7 protein-coding genes and 1 CRISPR repeat array (1 of these 8 cut by a window edge) are annotated in these 18670 nt (G+C 35.0%); all 7 genes read right to left on the minus strand.

Annotated elements, in window-relative coordinates:
- Positions 1–72: 72 nt before the first annotated feature.
- Positions 73–2613 (minus strand): BREX-1 system phosphatase PglZ type A, encoded by a 2541-nt coding sequence (gene pglZ / locus ABD814_RS10215; RefSeq protein ID WP_344912822.1) that lies wholly within the window; start codon positions 2611–2613, stop codon positions 73–75.
- Positions 2614–2669: 56 nt separating this feature from the next.
- On the minus strand, positions 2670–6230 hold the full coding sequence (pglX, locus tag ABD814_RS10220; protein WP_344912824.1) for a BREX-1 system adenine-specific DNA-methyltransferase PglX: 3561 nt from the start codon (positions 6228–6230) through the stop codon (positions 2670–2672).
- Between the two features lie 21 nt (positions 6231–6251).
- Positions 6252–7271 carry a hypothetical protein gene (locus ABD814_RS10225; protein ID WP_344912826.1) on the minus strand — a complete coding sequence of 340 codons (1020 nt, stop codon included), beginning with the start codon at positions 7269–7271 and terminating at the stop codon, positions 6252–6254.
- Between the two features lie 67 nt (positions 7272–7338).
- Positions 7339–10890 carry a BREX system P-loop protein BrxC gene (gene brxC / locus ABD814_RS10230; protein ID WP_344912828.1) on the minus strand — a complete coding sequence of 1184 codons (3552 nt, stop codon included), beginning with the start codon at positions 10888–10890 and terminating at the stop codon, positions 7339–7341.
- Positions 10891–10902: 12 nt separating this feature from the next.
- The gene (locus ABD814_RS10235) at positions 10903–11484 is read right to left on the minus strand and encodes a DUF1788 domain-containing protein (protein WP_344912830.1); all 582 of its coding nucleotides are present in this window, start codon (positions 11482–11484) and stop codon (positions 10903–10905) included.
- A 3-nt stretch (positions 11485–11487) separates the two neighbouring features.
- Positions 11488–12093, minus strand: a complete 606-nt coding sequence (locus ABD814_RS10240; protein ID WP_344912832.1) for a DUF1819 family protein — start codon at positions 12091–12093, stop codon at positions 11488–11490.
- Between the two features lie 223 nt (positions 12094–12316).
- Positions 12317–12706 (minus strand): hypothetical protein, encoded by a 390-nt coding sequence (locus ABD814_RS10245; protein ID WP_344912834.1) that lies wholly within the window; start codon positions 12704–12706, stop codon positions 12317–12319.
- Positions 12707–13603: 897 nt separating this feature from the next.
- Positions 13604–18670: direct repeats of the CRISPR family, unit length 36 nt; unit sequence GCCATAATTCCCCTATGAACTTTGATGTGATATGAT (it continues 3935 nt past the right edge of the window).

The following is an 18670-nucleotide window of genomic DNA, read 5'->3' on the forward strand; positions in this document are numbered from 1 at the left end:
CTAACTGGCATTCGCTTTTGGCAATTTAATGGGCAAATCACCTATAAAAAATCAAGTTATGAATAATGCAGGCTACAATGTAATATCAATCGAAAACGTATAACGTTCGTACTCTTTTTCTGTTTCTTCATCAATCAGAACAAGGTAATAATTTTTTCGCTTATCATATTGTTCTGATTTAAAAACAAATTTTTCGCGATATGTCCGCTCTCCCACCTGAGCAATCGTTCTATCAGCGATAATAATATTCTCACTTGATACTCGATTCCCTTGCTCATCCTCAAAATACACAAGGAGTCTTCTTGGTAATCGCTTATCAGCTACTTTTTCAATTTGAAGAAACTCTAAAAATGTAATTGGACTAGTAATTTTTCTGCTTGGTGTCGTAATTTTCACATCAACTTTTTTCACTAAGTTCTTCAACGATTTGCTGCGGTCATTTTTAAAAGCAATCACTGGAAGGACAATTTCTTGTAGCATCGCACCACCATGAACATAATTTGCACCTGACCCTTGAATCGCAAATCGATTGATCCCCTTAGGAACAGTGACAAATAATTCTTGATTCTGATTTAATAGATAATCCAATGAATATGTTAAAGTACCTTCTAATTCTATTGCTTCGTTCATCAATGCATATCTTCGTTTAGTCATCAGAGCTTGATCCACTTTATTCGGTAACTTTTGACTATCTACAAGCTGATCTCTTTGATATAAAAAACCGTGATCGGCAGTAATCAGAATATTAGAGGCACTAATATCTGTCACCAATCGATTAACAAGTAAGCGAATATCATTGATTGCTTCTTCAGTCGCTGAAAAAACTTCCCCTTCTGTAGTCGCATGATCGCCACGCGCATCAATTGTATTATGATAAATATAAACAACGGTTTTACCTAAAAGTGTTTCCCTCAATTTTGTTCGATTCAAACCCATTAAATCTTGATATGAAGCAACTAATGAATCTTCAACCTGTTCGGCTAAAATTTGCCCCCGCTCAATCATGCTTGCACTATTTTTACCATCAACAAACAGACGACCATCAGGTAGATACTCAAGTTCTCGGTAAGGTAATAATGTCGCCATTCCTAAACGAGTATATGACGGCAATACGCCTTGAACAGCAGTGATTTCTGTTGATGCTTTCCGTTCATTGTTTAAGACATCAATTAACTCTTTGCCAACCTCATAACGTAACGCATCAGATATAATGACAAAAACACGCTCTCCCTGTTCTTGATATGGCTTAACCCATTCTTGATAAAAATGTTGTTGTTGTTTAATCCCATTGATCGGCCAGTTCAAATGATCTAATTGTTTCAAGCTAGCAGTCCATTTTAAAGCTAAATCTTCGATAAACTGATTAACATACAGATTTTCGACTTTCTCTTGCAATGGACGAATCCGATCTTTATTTTCAACTTGATCATACAAGAGATAAAACTTGCGATAAGCTTGATCGATTTGAAAATAATGATCAGCGTAAGCCATAAACATTTCGATTGCTGGTTGTTCTGGGATAAAACCATTAAGTTCATGCAATAATTGTTTTAATTTAAGCGCATGGAAAATGGCCTCGTATTCATGTTGATACTCTTGATACCAGTGAAGCCTTCTCCTCGTTACTAATAGATCAGAGTAGAAATCATAGTCACTTAAATCTTCTATTAATTGTTCAACCAAAAAGTTAATAATCAGTTGATCAAAGATTTGAAATGAATCGAGATCCTTTATCACATGAATGTCCCATTGTTGAGCAACTTGATCAACATTCAATCTTGAGCTAATTTGGTCAGACAATTCATTATAAACTAATCGATCCGTTCGGTGATTCATCCATTGATCAATAAATACGACAATATTCGTGATCCGCTTGCCAATATAACCTTCCCACTGTACAGGAATAGTTAATCCATGGTTTTGTTCATTAAGATAAGTTAAAATTAAAAAAGTAAGCAATGTATTTATAGACTTATCATGATTTACATAAGCATAATATTTTTCAATTAGAGCCCAAAACCTGGTCTCATCCCCATATTTACGAATCGAATCGATAGTTGAATGATCTCCAGCCAAATGTTTACGAAAAATTGTTTTTAAGACTTCATCTAGAGTGTTAATTGGACTTTTTACTAACGTGGCTAATACAGTTAAATCAACGATTTCTTCCGTATATGATTCAACTTTAAATTTATGAAAAGCCTGTGTACGCTGATTATTATTAAAAAATGGTTGATAATGTTTAAATATTATCCGTAATGAATCATCATTCACACCTAGCTCACGCATCGTGTTCGTTGTTTTATCAGTCGCAAATTCATGACCGAGTTTTAATTGGTCATATAACCAATCTTCACGTGGCAATGGTTTAGGAAAATTAGCGTAAATTAAAAAATGTGAATCTGGATCATTTTTTTCTAACTCATATTTTGTTGCAAATAGATTGTTTTTTGTTAAAATCCATTTACGAACATGATCGAGTTGAATCTCTTCAAAATCTTCTTTAAACTCCCCTTGTTCGTCATACCAGAAAACAATGTGACGCCTACGATGATTTGTCAGTTTTTGATTAAAAATTTCATTTAAATTACGATGGACTTCTTTTAACTTCATCATTTCACAACCTTTATTAAAACATTAGAGGTAGAAATCACTTTCTACCTCATTGATTAAATCTTAGCTAAGACATTTGCTTTTAGTGGCTTTTTTCCTTCACCTTGTGGGACTTCGATGTTTTGAAACTTGGCATAGTTGACTTTTACCCCATCATCTAAATCCAAATCAAGCGTTTGATGCGCAACGTGAGCGATGACTTGATCATAGTTTAAACATTCTTGAACTTGCTTCTGTAAAACTTCTTTCAGCTTTTTAGCTTTTGTCTGTTCAGTTTTCGAAACATCCGCTTCTAAAACATAATCTAATCGTGTCATTTCATCTTGATACTTCTTTACTTGAGCATGTAAGTAAGACGTTCTTACCCTTGCAACAAGATCAGGTTTGTAACGGTGTAAGTAGACTAGTGCTTTAAAACCATCCTGTCTTCCGCTATCAAATAACCAATAAATCGGTCGCTTTTGATATGTTTGAACATGATCTTTATAAAATTCTTTTAAGAAATAGCGGCGAATGCGTTGTCTTGATGTTTCATTCGCACGACGCGTTAACGTATCTGCGATAAAATCTAAATTTTCCTCTAAATGATCAGAACCAAAGATTGTTTTAATGATCGTGATTAAACGGTTAACAATATCATCTTCAAAATAAACATCTGTCGCAATTGGAAGCACATTATCCTGATCTGGAATAAATGTTTGATAGTTCGTTAAATCAAACTCACCACCAGCATATGCTAGCCCTGGCTGATCCAAGGAATATCGACCAAACATCAAACCAACTGCATAGGAAAGGAATGATTTCACATCACGAAGCTGATCAGCCCGTCTAATCGTAACATCCTTATCCTCCACTTCTGGTGTCAATTCATCTTGTAAACCATATAAGTCAATAAAAATTCGATTCAACTCTTCTTCATTTGCTTTTAACGTTTGGAAACGATTTTCCGCTTCAGTTTGCCAGTTTGTAAAAGCATCTGATATTTTAGTTGATTCTTGTTGAAATTCTATAAACGGATGCGCTTCAAAATCCCAAGACGTTTCGAACGAATCCCAGTCGGATTTGGATAAATCAATATTATCATTAGCAACTTCATTTATCTTAATTAAATAATTTTCGTTTATATCTTGTATAATAGGTATTCTTCTGATGTCACCATTAGTGAAGCTCAATGTAGGGTTTAAATACTCCATAAAATAGGTTGATATATTTGAACTCAGCATACCTAATATATAGTTTGTTTGTGATTCTTCTACTGGAAAAGCTGATCTACTAGTATCATCATATATTGTTCCCTTTTCTTTATACCTCACACCAAAATTAGTTGAGCTTAGCTTGTTCCATGTGATACCTTCTCTAAAATAATAATGAGTATTTTGAGGTCTAGATCTTAATTTTCCGTTATTGTCTCTAAAGCTCTTTATTTTTTCACCATTATTATACCAATTAACAATCATTTCTTTATTTCCATACCATCTTCTATAGGTTCCTCCACTTTCACAAGGAAACCACTTATGTTTTAAATCTTCAGTTTCTTCAGGCGTATTATAGTTAAATCCAATATCTTCAAAGTTTACTTCTGTCCAATGTTTCTGAAATATTGTGTTATCACCAGTTGCTAAGCCGGCCTTGGGATTAGCAATATCCTTTATACTTAAATTCTCTTTGAATAACATTCTAACATGTTCACTCGCCCAATAAGCAATTGGTGAACCTGGAATGTCGGAAAATCCATCTTGTATTCTGTTAAAATGTAACTCTGCATTAAAATATTGTTTTGATTTTTCCTCTGCATTGGTATGGTCAGTTAAACGAACAAACGTTGCTAAAAAGTTGGGTATTACTTTCTTCCTCAACACAAAAGATGTTGTCTGCACTACCTCCCCACCAATTTCAGAGAAAGCCCTAGTCCCTAAATGAATCATATTATAGAGTTGATATGAATTTACTACTAATTTTCTTAAACTCTCATAGGTTGATGTAAACATCCAAGCATGCTGATTTATCAAGGCCATAAAACTATTCTCTTTTGTTAGATTGCTTGTAACTTCCATAAAAACAGTACTTAAATCTCTTTTCGACAATGGGAATTTTTTGTTCAAATATTTCTTTAATTCTAAATTCATGTTTGCATTAAACATATACGGTGGATTCGTTACGACAACATCATATTTTCTCTCCAATACAATCGCTTGCTCAATGATACTCTTTATAATTGGCAACTTATTTTCTTTAAAATCCAAGGCAAACATATCGTCTATAACGCTCTGCTCAAAATAATGAATCCGTTCTTTCAAATCAATCAAATCTAGTTCCGGCACTTCAATAATCGAGCCTAATAATTTCCCGTCTTTAAATGTCTCTAATAACTCGATAAAGTCGTCGCTTAAGTCGGTGTCACCAACAAACAGCTCCACATCTTGCTCTGTTATTTGTAAACTGTCTTCAATCCAATAGAGATTCGCTTGGATTGGCTGATCAAATAAACGATTAGAAAAGCTTCTTGCTTTCATCACGACAGCAAAGTATGCTAATTGGGCCGCTCGTGGATCTAGGTCCAAACCGTATAAATTATGTTCAATAATCAGTTTCGGAATATCTTGTTCGCGGTAACCTTGTGATTTATACAATTCAACAAAAACTTCAAATGCATAAACAAGAATATGGCCCGAACCCATACATGGATCGAGGAATTTAATGTCTTCTAATTTTAAATTAGGGTCTTTAAGAGACTCTAATTGCTCAATCACATCTTCAGGTTGCTCAGCTGCTTCTAAATAATAAGGTAGTTTACCCTGTAATGTTTCGTTCGGATGTGATTCTAACCACAGTCGGCCTAATGAATTATCAACCATGTATTGAACAATCCATCTCGGTGTGAATAGTTCAGTTGCAGCTGGAATATTTTCTTTGCTAATCTTTTTATTTTTCTTCAAATCAGCAAAAACTTGATCCTTCTTCTCAGATATGTAGTATTGATAGAGCCAACCGATAATTTCGACTTCTTTCGTCCAGTCCGCTTCATCAATTTCCGTCACCATATCGTGGATAACTGATGTTTCAGCTAATAGATTATTTGGCAATAGGAGTTCGGTATAGTCTTCAATCGCTTCAAACACCATTGGCATCATTTCACCAAGCTTATTGCATTGCTTAATAAAAATATACTTAAATAAATCTTCATCATCATTTGCATCTTGAAGTTCGTAGACTTTTTCCACTTCGAGGTCTAAGTCATCAATTAACAACTCAACTTCTGTTAAAGCGTCCGGTTCTTTTTTACCTTTTTCAATCGAGGAAAAAATTCGGATCCCTGTTGGTAAATAATCATTGACCTCCATAAAACGAAGGGCAATCAATCGGTTAAACCACGTATAAGCAACTTCTTCAATCACTTGATCGTAGCCTTTTTGCTCCATCTCTTTCAGCAATTTCCCACGCTGATTAATTTGATATTTCTTATAAAAAATACCGTTAATTAAGAAACCATCTTGGTAGATCTCGGCTTCTTTAATCTCGTCTGAAGTAATGCCTAATTCAAATGCTTTTTGTTCAACAGCTTCGATTAATTTTTTTCGTGCAGATACGGCAAATTTTTTGATCGCACTTTTATCCAATTTTAAAACCTCCATCTATGATCAGTCATATAAAACATGCCTACTCTCTGGAAATTCTTGATGCACTTTAATGTAATGATACAGTCGCTGTGACATATCTCTTGGTTCGATTTTCTTCTTAAGTGCATCTTGATAAACATCCAACCAATCTTCTAGACGTTGATCCGCTTCTAACATATCTAACAAAATAAATAACTTAATTTCTTCTGTTCTTTCAATATAATGTTTTTTGAAAAAAGCAATGGCTTCTTTAGATTCACCCAATTCACTCTTAGTGATAAAAATCATCGTTACTAAAGTATTTAAATACTCTTCATCTTCAATATCGATTGATTTCCAATTTACTTTTCCAAGTTTTAAGCGTTTTTCACGCAAAAGTTGCTGAGTGATTTCAATCATTCTTTCTTTAAGTGGTGCTGTGTTTAGTGCGCCTAACAAAATGACTAATAAACAATTAGGCAGTGTATAGGTCGCAGTACTTTGAGTGAGGATAAGATTTAATGAATCGGTCAGCCATCTGTCGGGTTCCTCGATGCTTTTTTTCAATAGAACGATTTGCTCGAAAAAGTCGCCTTGGGAAATTTTTATCGTCTCAAAAGGTTCTTGACTAGCAAAAACATAGTGACCAGATCCATAGCAAAATAGTTTATAAAGCTCCTCTAACATCTCAATACATGTTTGTTTATGAGTTGGATGGCTAGAAAATGATAGTACTTGATCGACTAATCTTTTCGCAATAAACCGCCACTTCGAACGCTCCTTTTTTGGAATGATTCGATTAGGAACGACATAATTTTGAGCATAAGCATTTTCAATAAAGAAGTTTACTTCTTTAACGAGAGTTGAAAAATCGATTTTTGCATGGTCTTGTTTCGTGCTGTTCTTTTGCTTTTTAAAATGTTCTGGATCGTTAATTAATGCGTCGATTTCTTTTTCATCTCTTCTTGCTTTTGGAATGACTTTATATAATTCGACAATGATTTGTTCAAGCTCAGCTTGGTTATGTGCTTTTATTTTCTGGCGCAGTTCACTTACTTTCATTATTTAGCCTCCATCGTCTAATGACTCCTACTAGTTGAGATAATCCATAAAAGATAAATTATCCTTATTAAACAAGATTAATCGTTGTGTCTTCATCAAGTTCAGCAAGTAATTGCTGTCTTAGCTCTTCAACAAATTGATCAATATCTTGTTTTGAGTGGAATGTTTTCGATCCTTTTATAACTGCATTTTTACTCATCGTTTTGATTTTCCGTTCTTTAACAACAGATGGTCTAGGTGGAGTTTTCTCACCGGTATCATCACCCTTACCTGGTTCAATCGGATCTGGTCTATACTGATACATTTCCTGAATGCAACGGACTTTCAAACGATCACTTTCAACTTCAATTGCAATTGCTTCATATATGCTGTTTACTCGCTCTAATCGATCAAGCAACGTTTGAAACCTTGCTCGGAAAGTACCAGAGAAAACCTCTTTCCATTCTTGATTTGCTTCCATTTCTTTGTTCACTTCAGCTAAATCATTTTTGATTGCTTTGCGGACTGGTGCACATTCGCTCTCTATAATTTCAATAAATTGATCATCAAATGTTTGATTTAAGGAAGGAAGTTCTTGAATGCGACTATATGGTTCTGCCTGATTCATAATCGATTCCATGCTCGCTACTGTTGCTTTCATTTTTTGATCAGTGATATACGTTCGATTTTGATCGAAAATTTCCAATCGTTTTCTCGCTTCATCATAGATCGGCTGTTGATTTTCAAAGAAACCTTTAATCTGCTTAACTTCAGTTGCATAATCAATCAAGTCATGACGTAACTCTCTTAACTTTTTAAAGTATGTTGACGTATCATTGATCGTTAGAATGTCATCAATCAATGCTTTTCCATTTTTTAAAATATCTTCACCAGGATAATATTGATGACGATAGTTTGCTAAAAGTTCAATCAATCGACTCTTTTCATTGTTAAGAAAATCATTAAATTGATCTTTTAAGCCATCTTCATCTTGAGGTGACGCAGAAATACCGAACATTTCTTTCGTTAAATCTCGAACATTTTTTAGTAACACTTCTGAAATCCGTTCGCGTTTTCTAACAATGACACGATCAACATAGTCACGCTTCGTTAAATAGTTAATCAAGTTCGGATCATTTAATTCAAGTTGACTACTATTTAAGATTAATTTGATTTCTTGTGCTTTAAATAACTGTAGTAGAATCCCTGTTGTATCCAGTTCAATCCAACCATAAGGTAAATTAGCAAAATACGTTGTCATACTTTTTACCGATAAATTTTGGTTACGATTCGTTAGACGTGTGACATAATTATCAACTTCTTTGATCGCTAAATAATTCTCTTCACTCTCACTATCCATTGTTAACTGAGTTGAGCTAGTTAAAATCTCTGTTAAATCATTAGCTGTATCGATCGAAGGCTTGATCTGATCTAATTTATGATAGAGCGCCTTGATCAGCATCCGAAAAGCATCATTGATTCGATCAACAGGATTTTTCTTCTGGATCTCAAGCATTTGTGAGTTGACATAGATTTCTGCATGTTTTAAGGCTTCTTTGACAAATGTTGTCACACGTTCTCTTCGTTCGGTCACTTCTCGTGCCTTCTTAACTTTGATATCCTCTATCACCTGTGTTACTGATGTACCGCTTTTTACTTTCATGTAGGCTTGGATTTTTAAAATCTCTTCCATTTCATCGAGATAGGACGTATCAGCAGGTAATTTAACGATGACATTATTCTCCCTCGCTGACATCATTTTTAGCTCATACTCGTTGTAATTCATCGATGCATCTGCGTATGGTGTTAAAATACGAATCCCAATATCGCTCGACTGTGTCCGAACAGGACGATCATCAATAAAGGCATTAAAATCAAAATTATATTTAGCTGAATAACGGTATTTACGATCACGATAAATCCCGTCAAAAATATCCTCACCAATCTTTTGTACAACTTCTGTTGATTCAATTTGCATATGCTTAATTTCACGATTAACGTCTTGTTCATCATTCGTTAAGAAAGTGTATTGATCACCATCTTTTTGAATCAATGTCTGACCAACTAAACGAACGAGAGACTTCTCAATCCGCTTCTTTAAATCGATGATATCAACATCAAGATGATCGATCATTAACGTTGCTAAATTATCAAGGTTAGCTGGAAGCTCTTTGACATATTTGATTAAGAAAAGCACTTTTAATACTTCAACATCAAAACCATCTAATTTATCGTTATTTTCAGCATGAATCATCACACCACGAATACTATGTTCTAGAAATGTTTCAATTGTTTCATAAAATGCAGAGAAAGGAACTAACTTCCCTTCTGATTCTGCTGAAAATCGGATCGCTGACTCTTGGAAAGCACTTAATAATGAACGCTCACCTTCAGCCAAGTGACGACCAGACGCGCCGTGAATTCGCACACCAGCAAATACTTTTTGCAGTAAGTTAAATTGATATGGAATAAATGGATAAACATCAATAAAATCTTGCTCATCCCGATATTGTTTCATTTCAGCACTTTTTTCGGTGAACGTTAAAATACTTTGTAAAATTGATTGATTTTGACGATACACTTCACCAAGCGTTTGGCTACCATGTTCATTTTTTACAAGGATACGCTTTTTAATCACTTCATCGACATAGGCACTCGACAAACTTAGTTTTGTATCAAAGCGTCCTTGAATTTTTGAAAAATCATTTCCCTTTACTGTTAACACTGAATCAATATCTTCTTGACTCGTAACAGCAATCCAAGCTCTTCCTTGGCATTGACGACCAAATTCATGCACGATCGTTTGTAAGTTCAGCATCGCATGTGAGTTATCACCGATATATTGACCGACCTCATCAATGAAGAATGCGATATGATGATCTTTCCCTTTTGAATCGAGATATTCTTTTACGCGTTTAACAAACCGTTCAATACTAATCGTATAATCTTGTTCAGCTCGTTCAAACCAATTTCTCGCCGCCTCTTCACTCATCTGTGTTGATTTTGACAACGCTTCAATAATGGCGTCTTCTTCGTAATAGAAATCCTCTCTCGAATCCTCCCAAGTGTTGCCAGAAATTGTTCCAAATGTTTCTCGGAAGACGTCATAACGCCCGTCTTTTTGCATGCTCCGTTCAATTTCAGCAATCCACGGAATCGCTCCACAAAATCCTTGCATTTCGTTAAACACTTTATTAAGCACTTTCACAATCGAATCTTTATTCGCCATCGAATCAGACTCACTCTTTGCATCAATATCAAACAGGATCACATCAGTTGTGATTTCACTTACTTTTTTGAAGTCTTCCAAAATCTTTGGATCGTTGATTTTTTCCTCAAAAAAATCAATTGCATACTTGTCCCCAACTTTTCGATTTTCAACTAAGTAGGATAAAATTTTTAAAAAATGGGACTTACCCGAACCAAAAAAGCCAGAAATCCAGACACCAATTTCATCTGTATTCGTCTCAATACCTTTGCAATAAGCAGCAAAAAATTCACCAATATGTTTATGTAGTTCATCTGTTACAACGTACTCTTCTAACTCCTGATAAATATTCGCATCAACGTCTTGTCCAACTTTGACAACACCCTTTATTTCACGGTTAATTGAACGTTTAAACATCTTTGCAATTTGCATCTTGTTCCCTCCCTAATATTCTACTAATTGAAATGCACGATAGTAATTATCATCTTTTATTGCACCGAACAAACGTAACTCTTGCCCATCGTAACGCCCGGGGAAAAACATCACAACAGGGAGTTGCCTAACTGCTTTAAACAAATTATTTAAAATCACATGAGAGCGAATAATCGGAAATGCCTTCCCTACTCCCGTCATAAAAATGATAGCATTGTCTTCGATGCGATCGGCAATATATTTAATCATCAGATCATTATTTAATGTCAGCCTCAGTGACTTCTTCGTTGCATTCAAGACAAATTCACTATCTCTTTTTTTTTCCATGACAAAGTTTTTTTCTAAATAACCCTTATCATCAAGTATTTCTAAAACCATCTCATACAAATCAAATTCAATAATTTTTTGGTTAGATAAATCATGATTGACTTGTTCTTTAAGATACTTAACATGGTCTCTTACAAGCATTTCATATTCAGGCTCGTAATCAAAAATATGATAGCCCACCTCATTTCCTAATCCTCTATTTTCTCTAAAAGATGGGTTTGTTATTTTAGGCAAAATTTGATCTAGCCGCTCATTGATTGTCTTCACTTTTTATTCGCCTCCAATCATAGCGTGTATAAATTTTTCATCACCAAGATTCACAATATGATCAATCACATCAGGATTAATGACCGGAACATCAAGTTCACGATCACCTTTTTGATTTTTCATTAAACCCGCTTCAAAAAGAATTCGAATATAAACTTGTTGTAATTTATAAAACGTGTAATCAACCCATTTAGCAACGCTCTTACTTTGTTGGCGCTTCGATTCAAAATATGTATAAAAATCACGGTCAGTAATAACCATCTCCTGGTAGGTCAGCTTGTCTCGAAACACTTCATTCATAAACTCAAAAAACAAGCGATCTGTCTTCAAAATCGCATAGAGAACAATCACTTTACTTGTTTCAACATCACCGTTTGTCATTTTTTTCATTAAAAACGCATCCAATACTGCTAATCTTTTTAAAATTGTTGACGCAACTTCTTTTTTTCGAGCTTCAGAATTTATCTGTAGAATATTTTCAATCAGTACTTTTTCTTTTATTTCAACATCATTTAATCCTTGTAAAATAAGCTCTGCAAGGCTTTTCGTTTCATTATAAAAATAAGGTCTTGATTTAATTGTCGACCGATACTTTAGTTGTTTTTCCAAAATTACTCAATCCCTTGGTCCAAAATTTAATCATTCCCTTTTATTTTAACATTCGACTATAGGTAATGGAAGGATTAATCGATAATTTGTAGTGGTCAAGCTTTATTAAATACGACATTTTATTTAATGGGGTAAATTATTGGTATAAAAAAATACTCCGTTTTAGATAGCATATACTGCTCATCCAAAACGGAGTATGTCACTTTTTTTGAGAATTATAATGTTATGTTGCATTTTTTAAGACCATTACTTCAGCTTGGGTTTTCGATAAATTGCCAGCAAAGATTGTCATTTGTGTTTCCATTACGTCAAGTTTATCGTGTACTTTGTCAAATTCTTGTTTTGTGTTTATTTCCATATTATCAAAACGTGCCTCGAGAGAATCCAATCTACCACCCAAGCGTTCATCTAAAGAATCGATTTTACCAGTTAAACGCTCATCTAGAGAGTCAATTTTACCATTCAAATCCTCACCTAGAGAGTTGATTTTACCATTCAAGCGTTCATCTAAAGAGTCAATTTTTCCGTTCAAGCGCTCATCTAGTTGGGTAACGTGTTGAGCTAATTCATTAACTGCTAAGAATACTGCTTCCAATGATATTTCTTCCTTCATTTTTATGCCTCCTTTCATATTAGATACTTCTATCTTTGATTTAATCTTAACAGAGTTTTGTTAATTCGTCTATATGAAAGGACCCTCAAAACCCTTTAATAGCAAAGGTTATAATGGTATTTCAGAGTATTTTTTTAGCTTGTTTTAGTGGGTTAGATAGTAATTTTGTGAATTCTTGTGGTTTTTATTGCTTGAAAAAAAATTTGATTTGCATACTTTCTTTACAGCGATCATAAGATTGAATTAGCGAATTAAATTATTAATAATAGCTGAGAATTATATGCACCAAATACATCACAAAGCAATAATTATCGATGATATTACCGTCCAAAGGCCTTGATTCATTTTGGGATGTTTGCTATAATTTAGTTAGGAATAAAAAAGAGAGACAGTGACTGAGCGAACAGCCACGTCTCTTGAGAACAATAAGCGAAGTTTTTTCGCTCAACCTTACTTGGTTTATTTTTAAAAGAGGTTTAATCCTCAATATCTTTAACCGTTCAGATTGGGGTCTGGACGGTTGTTTTATTTGCGAAACATTTTCGCGAACTCTACAATTGCCGTAACGATTTCCTTAGATAAATCAATGATACTCTTGATTAAGTCTAAGATAGTTTTCATGCAGCCTAATAAAGCTACTATAAAAACTATTATCGCTATTAGCAAAGTTGTATCAAACAACACGCTCTCCCTGCTTCACGAATAAGAGAGCCTTTGTTAGGAACTGTATTTCTTTCATTCCATTGGCATCATCCCCTTCGTTTCAGAAGTTAAGGTTGAGCGATCGTCCTTAGCCTATTATTCTCTTAACCTAATTATATTAGATTTTAGCGAATAATGTATAAGAAAGAGGAAGTTAAGCCATTAATGTGAATGCTAAACTAAAGTCAATAAATAGCCATAATTCCCCTATGAACTTTGATGTGATGTGATCTTATGGAAATACATTCAAGGTGTTGTAGGGCCATAATTCCCCTATGAACTTTGATGTGATATGATTTTGAGCTTCCTCTAATGTGCTTGCTTCCGCCATAATTCCCCTATGAACTTTGATGTGATATGATTGAAGATGATCTTGCAGGAAGATTATTAAAGCCATAATTCCCCTATGAACTTTGATGTGATATGATGTATCCCTTTAAGCATGCCAAGACACTTACGCCATAATTCCCCTATGAACTTTGATGTGATATGATACTAGCGTTTACTGACGATGAGTTCTTTTTGCCATAATTCCCCTATGAACTTTGATGTGATATGATTAGTCCCATCTGCCATTATTCATCCACCCCCGCCATAATTCCCCTATGAACTTTGATGTGATATGATAACACCCTAGTCGAGATGGTTATTTAAACGGCCATAATTCCCCTATGAACTTTGATGTGATATGATACTTCATAAACTTATAATTAGCCTGTTTAAGCCATAATTCCCCTATGAACTTTGATGTGATATGATCTCTCAACCGCCCTTGACATGGAACCTTTGGCCATAATTCCCCTATGAACTTTGATGTGATATGATTAAAGTAGTTTGTCTTAGTCATTGATATAAGCCATAATTCCCCTATGAACTTTGATGTGATATGATGGTACGCTTTAAAACTGGATCATGGCGTACGCCATAATTCCCCTATGAACTTTGATGTGATATGATTTAGACAATTTTGCTAACGTTGAATGTCCTGCCATAATTCCCCTATGAACTTTGATGTGATATGATAAGCTGAACGAGTACAGGAGTTGGAGGACGGCCATAATTCCCCTATGAACTTTGATGTGATATGATCGCTAAAAGTCGCACCTTGTCCGAAAATAGCCATAATTCCCCTATGAACTTTGATGTGATATGATCGAATTGAATAACGGTTCCATCCTCATGATGCCATAATTCCCCTATGAACTTTGATGTGATATGATCATCCAGTCTGCGTTAAGGTCGCTCTGCGGGCCATAATTCCCCTATGAACTTTGATGTGATATGATCATCCAGTCTGCGTTAAGGTCGCTCTGCGGGCCATAATTCCCCTATGAACTTTGATGTGATATGATTCAGGGTTATAAGCAATAGCACCAGTTGATGCCATAATTCCCCTATGAACTTTGATGTGATATGATTAAAGACTTTAATTATCCAGCATTTAATGCGCCATAATTCCCCTATGAACTTTGATGTGATATGATTAACATTTTTTAATAAAGATGAGACAATTGGCCATAATTCCCCTATGAACTTTGATGTGATATGATGCAACTGTATACATTAACGCACTACGTTGAGCCATAATTCCCCTATGAACTTTGATGTGATATGATGCTTTCCTAGTGTTTTTGGCGGTAGATTTCGCCATAATTCCCCTATGAACTTTGATGTGATATGATGGATGAGGACATGATTAATCGCCTTGGCATGCCATAATTCCCCTATGAACTTTGATGTGATATGATACACTTAATAACAACTGCTGCTCCAGGAATGCCATAATTCCCCTATGAACTTTGATGTGATATGATAGTAAATCAGATCTATTGGCTAATGCGAATGCCATAATTCCCCTATGAACTTTGATGTGATATGATGTAGCATGATAAGATTTTCCTGAACCGACAGCCATAATTCCCCTATGAACTTTGATGTGATATGATTTGCAAGAAACAGGTAGAGACGAGCTAAACGCCATAATTCCCCTATGAACTTTGATGTGATATGATTAGCAATTTTGTGTTTTCATCCATTGCTAAGCCATAATTCCCCTATGAACTTTGATGTGATATGATCCTCTCAAGTGGCTCTATGAGTGAGTTATGGCCATAATTCCCCTATGAACTTTGATGTGATATGATATTACGTTGAATGGAACGAAAAGGCAGTAAGCCATAATTCCCCTATGAACTTTGATGTGATATGATCTCTGATTTGTGACACCATTTGCATTGCGGCCATAATTCCCCTATGAACTTTGATGTGATATGATAACTCAAGGCGGCAAGAAACAGCCAGGATAGCCATAATTCCCCTATGAACTTTGATGTGATATGATTAAAAAAAGCATCTAACTACTGACTAGTTAGCCATAATTCCCCTATGAACTTTGATGTGATATGATCAAAATAGATATTATCAATCTTGCTCAACGCCATAATTCCCCTATGAACTTTGATGTGATATGATGTAGGTTGTTGTTGTTGATTTAACCTAGTTGCCATAATTCCCCTATGAACTTTGATGTGATATGATTTTCAAGAAATTCACTGGTACGCCCATCACGCCATAATTCCCCTATGAACTTTGATGTGATATGATTCATGCAATTAGCTCAAGAAGGAATTAAGAGCCATAATTCCCCTATGAACTTTGATGTGATATGATTCTGCGCAATATGGTTGTCCTGTCGGATCAGCCATAATTCCCCTATGAACTTTGATGTGATATGATTTATGCTTAAGCTGACTCATTCGTTCATTCGCCATAATTCCCCTATGAACTTTGATGTGATATGATTGTTTTTGGTTTAGTGTAATCATCAATCCTGCCATAATTCCCCTATGAACTTTGATGTGATATGATTGAATAACGGTTCATCTCTCTCTCATGATGCCATAATTCCCCTATGAACTTTGATGTGATATGATTCATTAGGTTGCTTGTCCTCTTTTGGTTTGGCCATAATTCCCCTATGAACTTTGATGTGATATGATGGAAGTTGTTTTAAACTCGACAACTGACGGGCCATAATTCCCCTATGAACTTTGATGTGATATGATAAAGCCAGTTTCCCAACTGGCTCAAATTCTGCCATAATTCCCCTATGAACTTTGATGTGATATGATGAATAATTTTCTTTCTTTGTCGGTTTTCTGGCCATAATTCCCCTATGAACTTTGATGTGATATGATTAACCCGTTGAGCTATCCTTGCGCGGTTTCGCCATAATTCCCCTATGAACTTTGATGTGATATGATCTTATTTCAGACGTATCAAACAACGCGAGGCCATAATTCCCCTATGAACTTTGATGTGATATGATTACAAGCCGATGCTCGAACGCCTTAAACCTGCCATAATTCCCCTATGAACTTTGATGTGATATGATTAAAATCCTTTTAATAGCATTAGAAAAAGCGCCATAATTCCCCTATGAACTTTGATGTGATATGATCTATCAAATTCATCTCTTATGATAAATTGAGCCATAATTCCCCTATGAACTTTGATGTGATATGATAAACTGAATTAACTTTAATTGATCATCGACGCCATAATTCCCCTATGAACTTTGATGTGATATGATACATATTAATTGACTTCCTTATAATATTACGCCATAATTCCCCTATGAACTTTGATGTGATATGATGAAGTATAATCAATGGATGCGTGGTATTCGGCCATAATTCCCCTATGAACTTTGATGTGATATGATTAGAATTGAGTGATGGACAGGAATTAGGAAGCCATAATTCCCCTATGAACTTTGATGTGATATGATAAGTCGTTATAGCGACTATAAACAGTGCATGCCATAATTCCCCTATGAACTTTGATGTGATATGATGCAACAAATTCATTGTTCAAGTTAAGTGCTGCCATAATTCCCCTATGAACTTTGATGTGATATGATTCAATAAAACTTAGGAGGAGTAAAAATGAGCCATAATTCCCCTATGAACTTTGATGTGATATGATAATAACAATAAAAAGGAAGTGAAAACATGCGCCATAATTCCCCTATGAACTTTGATGTGATATGATTCATTAACTACTTTGGATAATGTAATGTTGCCATAATTCCCCTATGAACTTTGATGTGATATGATCTCTCAGTGAGCCTGTATGACTGTCTCTCAGCCATAATTCCCCTATGAACTTTGATGTGATATGATCCTGCCTTAGTGACTAGCTCAACTTTTTTAGCCATAATTCCCCTATGAACTTTGATGTGATATGATTAAATTAATTTTTTCCCTAGACATATCTATGCCATAATTCCCCTATGAACTTTGATGTGATATGATATTGAGATGCAATATAAGCATATTAAAACAGCCATAATTCCCCTATGAACTTTGATGTGATATGATACTAGACTTGTTAACCTCTTTATCCTTAATGCCATAATTCCCCTATGAACTTTGATGTGATATGATACTGGATCGCCATAGCCCGATAGGACAGCTGCCATAATTCCCCTATGAACTTTGATGTGATATGATCCTGCCTTAGTGACTAGCTCAACTTTTTTAGCCATAATTCCCCTATGAACTTTGATGTGATATGATTAAAATCCTTTTAATAGCATTAGAAAAAGCGCCATAATTCCCCTATGAACTTTGATGTGATATGATCAATTCCAATCTATCGCTTGCATCAATCCGCCATAATTCCCCTATGAACTTTGATGTGATATGATTAACGAGTATAACCACAAGCAAGCGATCATTGCCATAATTCCCCTATGAACTTTGATGTGATATGATACTGGATCGCCATAGCCCGATAGGACAGCTGCCATAATTCCCCTATGAACTTTGATGTGATATGATGACGAAGCACAGGAGTATACAGATGACCAAGCCATAATTCCCCTATGAACTTTGATGTGATATGATTGTATTTTCCTCGCCTATTTACCAACGCAAGCCATAATTCCCCTATGAACTTTGATGTGATATGATTTCATTAGGTTGCTTGTCCTCTTTTGGTTTGGCCATAATTCCCCTATGAACTTTGATGTGATATGATTCGATTCGCTAGTAGTAGATGTATTTTTATGCCATAATTCCCCTATGAACTTTGATGTGATATGATTTTAATAATCGTGAGTATGACGATCAACCCGCCATAATTCCCCTATGAACTTTGATGTGATATGATGTGTCCTTAGCAGACAAGAAAGATAACATCGCCATAATTCCCCTATGAACTTTGATGTGATATGATGATTCATTTTCATCACCCTTA

This window comes from Amphibacillus indicireducens, from assembly GCF_039539605.1.
Taxonomy (GTDB): Bacteria; Bacillota; Bacilli; order Bacillales; family Amphibacillaceae; genus Amphibacillus; species Amphibacillus indicireducens.

Bases quoted from the DNA above. Each gene is read 5' to 3' on its own strand.
- pglZ (WP_344912822.1), bottom strand. From the start codon at position 2,613: ATGAAGTTAAAAGAAGTCCATCGTAATTTAAATGAAATTTTTAATCAA.
- ABD814_RS10225 (WP_344912826.1), bottom strand. From the start codon at position 7,271: ATGAAAGTAAGTGAACTGCGCCAGAAAATAAAAGCACATAACCAAGCT.
- brxC (WP_344912828.1), bottom strand. From the start codon at position 10,890: ATGCAAATTGCAAAGATGTTTAAACGTTCAATTAACCGTGAAATAAAG.
- ABD814_RS10245 (WP_344912834.1), bottom strand. From the start codon at position 12,706: ATGAAGGAAGAAATATCATTGGAAGCAGTATTCTTAGCAGTTAATGAA.